The 7,655-nt window shown below is 74.2% G+C and carries 7 protein-coding genes; 3 read left to right on the top strand and 4 right to left on the bottom strand.

The window, feature by feature from the left end; all coding sequences use genetic code 11:
* Positions 1-124: 124 nt before the first annotated feature.
* Both ACFV4G_RS31525 and ACFV4G_RS31520 read right to left on the bottom strand, forming a co-directional pair.
* The gene (locus tag ACFV4G_RS31525; protein WP_380445533.1) at positions 125-1,231 is read right to left on the bottom strand and encodes a methyltransferase; all 1,107 of its coding nucleotides are present in this window, start codon (positions 1,229-1,231) and stop codon (positions 125-127) included.
* A 30-nt stretch (positions 1,232-1,261) separates the two neighbouring features.
* Positions 1,262-2,341, bottom strand: a complete 1,080-nt coding sequence (locus ACFV4G_RS31520) for a nitrous oxide reductase family maturation protein NosD (RefSeq protein ID WP_380445532.1) — start codon at positions 2,339-2,341, stop codon at positions 1,262-1,264.
* Between the two features lie 249 nt (positions 2,342-2,590).
* On the opposite strand from ACFV4G_RS31520, the gene ACFV4G_RS31515 reads away from it, so the two are divergent.
* Both ACFV4G_RS31515 and ACFV4G_RS31510 read left to right on the top strand, forming a co-directional pair.
* On the top strand, positions 2,591-3,535 hold the full coding sequence (locus ACFV4G_RS31515) for a deoxyribonuclease IV (protein WP_380445531.1): 945 nt from the start codon (positions 2,591-2,593) through the stop codon (positions 3,533-3,535).
* 149 nt (positions 3,536-3,684) lie between these two features.
* Positions 3,685-5,817 carry an MMPL family transporter gene (locus ACFV4G_RS31510; RefSeq protein WP_380445530.1) on the top strand — a complete coding sequence of 711 codons (2,133 nt, stop codon included), beginning with the start codon at positions 3,685-3,687 and terminating at the stop codon, positions 5,815-5,817.
* A 49-nt stretch (positions 5,818-5,866) separates the two neighbouring features.
* On the opposite strand, the gene ACFV4G_RS31505 is transcribed toward ACFV4G_RS31510, so the two are convergent.
* The gene (locus ACFV4G_RS31505; RefSeq protein ID WP_359959138.1) at positions 5,867-6,091 is read right to left on the bottom strand and encodes a hypothetical protein; all 225 of its coding nucleotides are present in this window, start codon (positions 6,089-6,091) and stop codon (positions 5,867-5,869) included.
* A gap of 209 nt (positions 6,092-6,300) precedes the next feature.
* A complete protein-coding gene (locus ACFV4G_RS31500; RefSeq protein WP_380445529.1) occupies positions 6,301-7,188 on the bottom strand; it encodes a polysaccharide lyase in 888 nt (295 codons plus the stop codon).
* Positions 7,189-7,344: 156 nt separating this feature from the next.
* On the opposite strand from ACFV4G_RS31500, the gene ACFV4G_RS31495 reads away from it, so the two are divergent.
* On the top strand, positions 7,345-7,530 hold the full coding sequence (locus ACFV4G_RS31495) for a YegP family protein (RefSeq protein WP_380445528.1): 186 nt from the start codon (positions 7,345-7,347) through the stop codon (positions 7,528-7,530).
* Positions 7,531-7,655: the final 125 nt, after the last annotated feature.

The raw sequence follows: 7,655 nt of genomic DNA, 5'->3' as shown, positions 1-7,655 counted from the left end.
ACCGGGTGGGGGGGGCGCCGCCCTGGGCGGGCCCCCCCGGGGCCACCCCGCCCCCGCCGCCCCGCCCCCCCCCCGGGGGCCCCCCCGGGGGCCGTTTCGCGCGGTGGGCGGCGCGGTGGGCGGCTCAGCCGCGGACGGTGGCCTCGAAGGCGTGCAGGTAGGGGTTGACCGAGCGGACGTCGGACACCGCCAGACCGGCCTCCTCCATCAGCCGGACGAGGCTGTCCTTGGAGTGCTTGGCGCCGCCGACGTTGAGTAGCAGCATCAGGTCCATCGCGGTGGTGAAGCGCATCGACGGGCTGTCGTCGACGAGGTTCTCGACGACGACGACGCGCGCGCCCGGCCGGGCCACGGCCACGACGTTGCCGAGGGTGCGGCGGGTGCTCTCGTCGTCCCACTCCAGGATGTTCTTGATGATGTAGAGGTCGGCGCGGACGGGGATGTCCTTGCGGCAGTCCCCGGGCACCAGGCGGGCCCGCGCGGAGAACGCGCCGCCGTCCTGGAGCCGCGCGTCCGCCCCGGCCACCACCTTGGGCAGGTCGAGCAGGGTGCCGTGCAGCGCCGGGTGCTTCTCCAGCAGGCTGGCGAGCACGTGGCCCTGGCCGCCGCCGATGTCCGCCACCGAGTCGACGCCGGTGAGGTCCAGGTACTCGGCGAAGTCCCGGGCGGACTGCCGGCTGGAGGTGGTCATCGCCTTGTCGAAGACCTTCGCCGAGTCGTGCGCGTCGCTGTGCAGGTAGTCGAAGAACTCCTTGCCGAACAGCTCGGGGAAGACGTTGCGGCCCGAGCGCACCGCCTCGTCCAGCTTCGGCCAGGCCTCCCAGGTCCACGGCTCGGTGCACCACAGGGAGATGTAGCGCAGCGAGTTGGGGGCGTCCTCGCGCAGCAGGCGGGACATCTCGGTGTGCTCGAAGCGCTCCTCGCCGGGCACGGTGGCCGCGGTGGTCGCGCCGGGCTCGCCGGTCGCGGTCGTCGCGCCGGTCGCGGTCGTCGCGGTGGTCTCGGCGAAGATGCCGTAGCAGGTGAGCGCGCGCAGCAGGCGGCGCAGCGGGCGGGGTTCGGTGTCGAGCGCGGCGGCGAGCTCGGTGACGGTCATCGGGGTGTCGCCGAGCGCGTCGGCGACGCCGAGCCGGGCGGCGGCCCGGACGGCCGCGGCGCAGGCGGCGCCGAAGACGAGCTCGCGCAGGCGCATCGCGGCCTGGGGGCTGGTGTGGGCGGGTGCGGTGGTCATGGGCGGTCCTTACGGGTGGAAGCGGCGGTGTCAGCAGCGGCCGGAGGGCTCGGAGACGGCGCAGGTGTTGCGGGCGAAGGTGTTGCCGGTGCCGGTGTCGCGGTCGGCGAGGTCCGCGGGGCCGTTGCCGCTCAGCGTGTTGCCGGTGACGGTCGCACGGGTGTTGGGGATGCCGACGACGCTCTTGAACAGGACGATGCCGCCGGAGAAGTCCGTGCGGCCGGCGTTGTCGTGGACCTCGTTGTCGGTGACCCGGGTGTCCTCGGTGCCGGTGAGCACGATGCCGGCGCCCTGGATGGCGCCGAGGCGGGGATTGGCGGGGCAGAACTTGTTGTTGGCGACCACCCGGTTCTTCCTGACGTCGAGGTCCCCGGCCCGGGGCACGCCCTCGTCGCCGACCACGAAGACCCCGCTGCAGTTGCCGGTGATCTCGTTGCCCTGGACGGTCAGCACGCGCAGCCGGCGGACGGTGACGCCGACGCGGTTGCCGGAGAGCTCGTTGCCCTCGACGCGGGTGCCCCCGGTGTCGGGCGCGCCGCCCTCGCGGTAGGCGTAGTTGGCGAGGAAGACGCCGGACTGGCCGTTGTCGGTCGCGCGGTTGCCGAGGATGACGGCCCTGGTGGAGATCTCCTGGCTGATGCCCTGCTGGCCGTTGTCGTGGACGTAGGTGGCGCGGACGGTCAGGCCCGTCGTGCCGCTGGCGTCGATGCCGTTCTTGGCGAAGCCGGTGACGGCGAGGGCCTCGATGGTGACGTCGGACAGCGGGGCCGCCTCGGTGCCGTCCACGCAGACGCCGTGGCCGGCGGCGGCGCACGCGTTCTCGGTGCCGTCGCCGCGCGCGATCACGCTGGCCGGGCCGGCGCCGCGCAGGGTGAGGCCGGGGGTGGTGATCCGGACGCTGCCGCGGTACGTGCCGGGCAGGACCTGCACGGTGTCGCCGGGCCGGGCGGCGTCGACGGCCTGCTGGATCGATTCGCCCGGGTGGACGAGGAGCAGGGCGCCTCCGTCCGCGTGGGCGGGGGTGACGGCGAGGACGGTGGTCAGGGCGGTGGTCAGGGAGCAGACCGCGGCGGTGGCCGCGGCGAGGTGGTGGACCCGACGCGTGGGCATGTGTGGTGACCTGTTTTCTTCCTCCGCGCAAGGTCCGGGCCGTGGGCGCGGGGCGGTTCTCACGCGGTGTGGGGGGCTCGTGACAGCCGGTGGGGATGACCGAACCGACGCTATGGGCGCCCGGGTGGGCCCGCCACCAGGGCTGGGCTGCGGGACTGACGGGGCGTCGGTCGGGCGGGCGAACGCCGTCCCCGGGGTGGACGGGGCCCGTTTTCGGGACACGCCCGGCCGCGTGGCATGCTCGGGGCCGTGAACAGCACCGCTCTCGTACCGCCCGCCGCCACCGCCCGCAACCCGATCGGCGCCCACGTGCCGGTCGCCGCCCGCGGGCTGGCCGGGACCGGCCTCGCGTACGCGCGGCGGGTCGGCGCCGAGACGGTCCAGGTGTTCGTGGCCAACCCGCGCGGCTGGGCCACGCCCCCGGGCAACCCCGCGCAGGACGAGGAGTTCCGCGCCGCCTGCGCCGAGCAGGGCGTCCCGGCCTGGGTGCACGCGCCCTACCTGATCAACTTCGGCTCGGACAACCCCGCGACGAGGGAGCGCTCCGCCGTCTCGCTGCGCCACTCGCTGCTGCGCGGCCACGCGATCGGCGCCCTCGGCGTCGTCCTGCACACCGGCTCCGCCGTCGGCACCGCGCCCGGCGGCGGATCCCGCCGGGCCGAGGCGATGGCCCAGGTGCGGGCGGACGTCCGGCCGCTGCTGGACGAGCTCGACGCGCTCGGCGACGACGCGCCCTGGCTGCTCCTGGAGCCGACGGCCGGTCAGGGCAGCTCGCTCTGCTCCCGCATGGAGGACCTCGCCGAGTACGTCGAGGCGCTGGAGGGCCACCCGAAGGTCGGCGTCTGCCTCGACACTTGCCACGCCTTCGCGGCCGGGCACGACCTCGCCGCACCGGGCGGCGTCACCGCGGCGCTGGACGCGCTGGTCGCGGCCGCCGGTCCCGGCCGGCTGCGGCTGATCCACGCCAACGACTCCGAGGACGTCGTCGGCGCGCGCAAGGACCGGCACGCCAACATCGGTGCGGGGATGATCGGCGCGGAGCCGTTCCGCGAGCTGTTCGAGCACCCGGCGACGGCCGGCGTGCCGCTGGTCGTCGAGACGCCCGACCGCAAGCACGGCGGGGACGGCACCGGGCACGCGATGGACATCACCGCCCTCAAGGAACTGCGCGAGCGGGCCGCCGTCCGCGTGTAGCCGGCCCGGACGTGGCCGCCGTCCGGGCGTGGCCGACTCGGGTCTGGTCGACCCGGGTGCCGTAGCGGGGCCCCGCTCGGGCTGCCGGTCCGTACCGGCGGTGCGAGGCTGGATCGACATCACCGCCACCGGCCCCTGGGGATCCCGCCATGACCGCGTCCCGACCGACCGCGCGGACCGCCGCGACGACGATCGCGACCCGGCTCGCCGCGCTGCCGTGCGGCCGCCGCGGCAAGTGGGTGGTGCTGGCGGTCTGGCTGATCCTGCTGGTCGCCACCGGCCCGCTGGCCGGGAAGCTCATGGGCGCCGAGGACAACCAGGCGTCCAGCTGGCTGCCCGGCAACGCCGAGTCGACGAAGGTGCTGAACGAGCAGCGCGCCTTCCAGCCGATCGAGACCGCCCAGGCCGTCGTCGTCTACGACCGCCCCGGCGGCCTCACTCCCGCCGACCGCGCCCAGGGTGCGCGGGACGCGGTCACGTTCGCGACCGCCCCGCACGTCCTCGGGCCGGTCGTCGGACCGGTGGTCTCCGGCGACGGACAGGCCATGCAGACGATCGTCCCGATCGACGTCGGCACCAACGGCTGGAACGACCTGCGCCCCGCCGTCGACAGCCTGCGCGCCACCGCCGCCGCCGACAGCCACGGCATGACCACCCACGTCACCGGCCCGGCCGGGGTCGGCGCCGACCAGGCCAAGGCGTTCGCCGGCATCGACAGCTCCCTGCTCGCCGCCACCGTCAGCGTCGTGATCATCCTGCTGCTGCTCACCTACCGCAGCCCGGTGCTCTGGACCCTCCCGCTGATCTCCGCCGCCGGCGCGCTCGTCGTCTCGGAAGCCGTCATCTACCTGCTGGCCAAGCACGCGGGGCTCACCGTCAACGCGCAGAGCGCCGGCATCCTGGTCGTCCTCGTCCTCGGCGCGGGCACCGACTACGCCCTCCTGCTCACCGCCCGCTACCGCGAGGAGCTGCGCCGCCACGAGGACCGCCACGAGGCGATGGCGTTCGCCCTGCACCGGGCCGGGCCCGCCATCCTGGCGTCCTCGGCGACGGTCGTCGCGTCGATGCTGTGCCTGCTGATCGCCGAGATGAACTCCACCCGCGGCCTCGGACCGGTGTGCGCCATCGGGGTGCTGGTCGCACTGACGGCCATGCTCACGCTGCTGCCCGCGCTGCTGGTGATCATGGGACGGTGGGTGTTCTGGCCGGTCAAGCCCGCCTACGGCACGGCCGAGCCGACGAAGACGGGCCGCTGGGCGCACATCGGCGCGTGGATCGCCCGCCGCCCGCGCAAGGTCTGGGTCGGGACGGCGCTCGCCCTCGCGGCCTGCTGCGCGGGGCTGGTGTCCCTCAACGCCAACGGGCTCGGCACGGCCGCCTCGTTCACCGGCACACCGGACTCCGTCGTCGGCCAGCAGGTGCTGGAGCAGCACTTCCCGGGCGGCACGGGCTCACCCCTCACCGTCATCTCGACGGCGGCGGACGCCGGCGCCGTACGGGCCGCCGCGCAGTCGACGCCCGGCGTCGCCGGGACGTCCGTGCCCGTGACGCACGCCGGGCAGGCCCTCTTCCAGGCCACGCTCACGGACCCGCCGGACAGCCAGGCGGCGAAGGACACCGTGGACCGGGTCCGCACCGCCGTCCACGCCGTCCCGGGCGCCGACGCCAAGGTCGGCGGCAACACCGCGGTGATCCTCGACGCCGGGCGGGCCGCCGGCAACGACAACCGGGCGATCATCCCGCTCGTCCTCGGCGTCGTCCTGGTGATCCTGGCGCTGCTGCTGCGGGCCGTCACCGCGCCGCTCGTGCTGATCGCGACCGTCGTGCTCTCGTACGCGGCGGCGCTGGGCATCAGCGTGCTCTTCTTCGAGCACGTCTTCGGGTTCCAGGGCGAGGACAACGCGTTCCCGCTGTTCGTCTTCGTCTTCCTGGTCGCCCTGGGCATCGACTACAACATCTTCCTGATGACGCGCGTCCGCGAGGAGTCCGCCCACCGCGGCACCCGCCAGGGGGCGGTCGCGGGCCTCGCCGCCACCGGCGGCGTCATCACGTCGGCGGGGCTGATCCTCGCCAGCACCTTCGCCGTACTCGGCACCCTGCCCGTCGTGGGCCTGGCCGAGATCGGCTTCGCCGTCGCGCTCGGCGTGCTCATCGACACCCTGGTGGTGCGGTCGGTGCTGGTCACCGCGCTCACCGTCGACCTCGGCCGGCACATCTGGTGGCCGAGCCCGCTCTCCCGGCCGGCCGACGTCCGGCAGATGGAGCCGAGCGGACACGCGTGAGCCCGGGGAGCGCCGAACACTCCCCGGGCCCACGGCCGGATCAGCTGGATCAGCAGTCCCCGATGCAGGCGTCCTCGCTGTGCTCGTGGACGTTGAGCCAGTTGGCGTGCGGGCCGAAGAGGCCGACGCCGGCCGAACCCGACTCCAGGCTCTGGCCGGACGACGAGTCCGACGCGTGCCAGTGCGCCATCGCCGGCGCCGGCGCCGCGAAGGCGGCGGCACCCGTCACGGCCGCGATCACGGCGAACTTGCGGATGTTTCCACGAAGCGACATCAGATGTCCTTTGGGTGGTCTCTGGTCTCTGGCATGAAGGCGCGCCCGGGGCCGGCCACACGCACACCCGGCCGCCCCGCGGGCACCAGCACAGATTTGCACACGAACCCGCACGAACCGGCCCACGCCGCAACCCCGCTGAGACAACCGGGTGACCGATCTCCCTCGCCCGGGTGAAGGCGGACCGCCGAGCGTCACCCGAACGGCCGTCAGTGCTGCCGGGTGGGCGCGAGGGAGAAGTCGGCGAACTCGACGTGCTGCGCGCTCGCCGGGCCCCACGTGGTGTCGTGGCCGCCGTAGAAGGTGGAGAAGAGCACGCCGGAGAACGGGATCCCGGCGATGCCCTTGGCCACGCCCGGCGCCGCGTACACCTGCTCGGCGTCGTACCAGACCGTGACGTCACCGGTGCCGCGGTCCACCAGCTGCTCGACGGTGTGCCACCGGCCGTCCGCCTGGAAGCGCCAGTCGCCCAGGCCCTCGTCGACGCCGTAACCCGTCGGGCCGGAATTGGCCGGCGTGTAGAGGTAGACCTCGCCGTTGTCCGGCACGCCCTTGGCGCCGCGCCACATGTACCGCGTCGACCACCCGTCACCGTGGTTCCCGCCCGACTCCGCGCCGATCCGGCCGCCGTAGAGCCCGGGCAGCTTGCCGGCCTTGCCCCAGTCGCGCCCGACGGGGAACTTGACGGCGTACCGGAGGTCGAGGGTCGTCCCGTCGGCGAGGCCGGACAGGCCGAGCGCGTCGAGGCTGGTGTAGAACTGCCCGCCCCCGGGATTCGGGCAGTCGGCGCACTGGTTCGCGGACGAGCCCGCCCCGTACGCGACTTGGAGCGCCGACCCGCCGCCGCCCGGCACCGGCGGATCATCGACGGCACTCAAGTCGGCGCCGCCCCAGGCCCCTTGGTCGGCCACACCCCACGCACGCCGCCACTGGTCCGTCCCGTACCCCCGGAAGTCTCCCTTCCAGGACCCCGCCGCGGCAACGGCGTTCGACGGCGCGGCCGGCTTCGACCGGGCACGGGCCGGCGCGGCGGAGCACCCGGAGACGGCGGCCAGCACGAGGGCGCTCAGAACGACTGCGGCGGTGGTGCGCTTCACGGGACTCCTCGGTCCGGGGATCGGCCAACCGCCCGATCATGCCGGACGGCGCGGCGGCGGGCGCCACTCGGACGGGTCCGGTCGGCGGGCGGGGGGTGGGGGTTGTGACTACGGTGCGGTGCGAGGGGGTCACCGAGCGAGAGGCGAGTGGGTTTCATGGCCGGCAAGTTCGAGCTGTACACCGACGAGACCGGGATGCACCGGTTCCGGCTCAAGGCGAGCAACGGGTCGATCGTCGTGACGAGCGACCCGCAGGAGAGCCGGGACGACTGCATCCGGAGCATCGAGTCGATCCGCAAGCTCGCGCCGTACGCGGAGCTCAAGGAGGCGGCCGCCGGATAGCGGACCCCCGTGTGCGGGGGGGGGGGGGCAAAACCCCCCCCCCCGTCGGTTGTTAGACCGATACCGTTGGCCGCAAAAAATCCGGGCGCGGGCCCCACACAGACATGCGCGGCGGCAAAGTAACC

Origin of the sequence: Kitasatospora sp. NPDC059747 (assembly GCF_042732955.1) — a bacterium.
Lineage (GTDB): Bacteria > Actinomycetota > Actinomycetes > Streptomycetales > Streptomycetaceae > Kitasatospora.
Note: the sequence above shows the minus strand (reverse complement) of the source record. Positions and strands in the feature narration are given on the sequence as shown.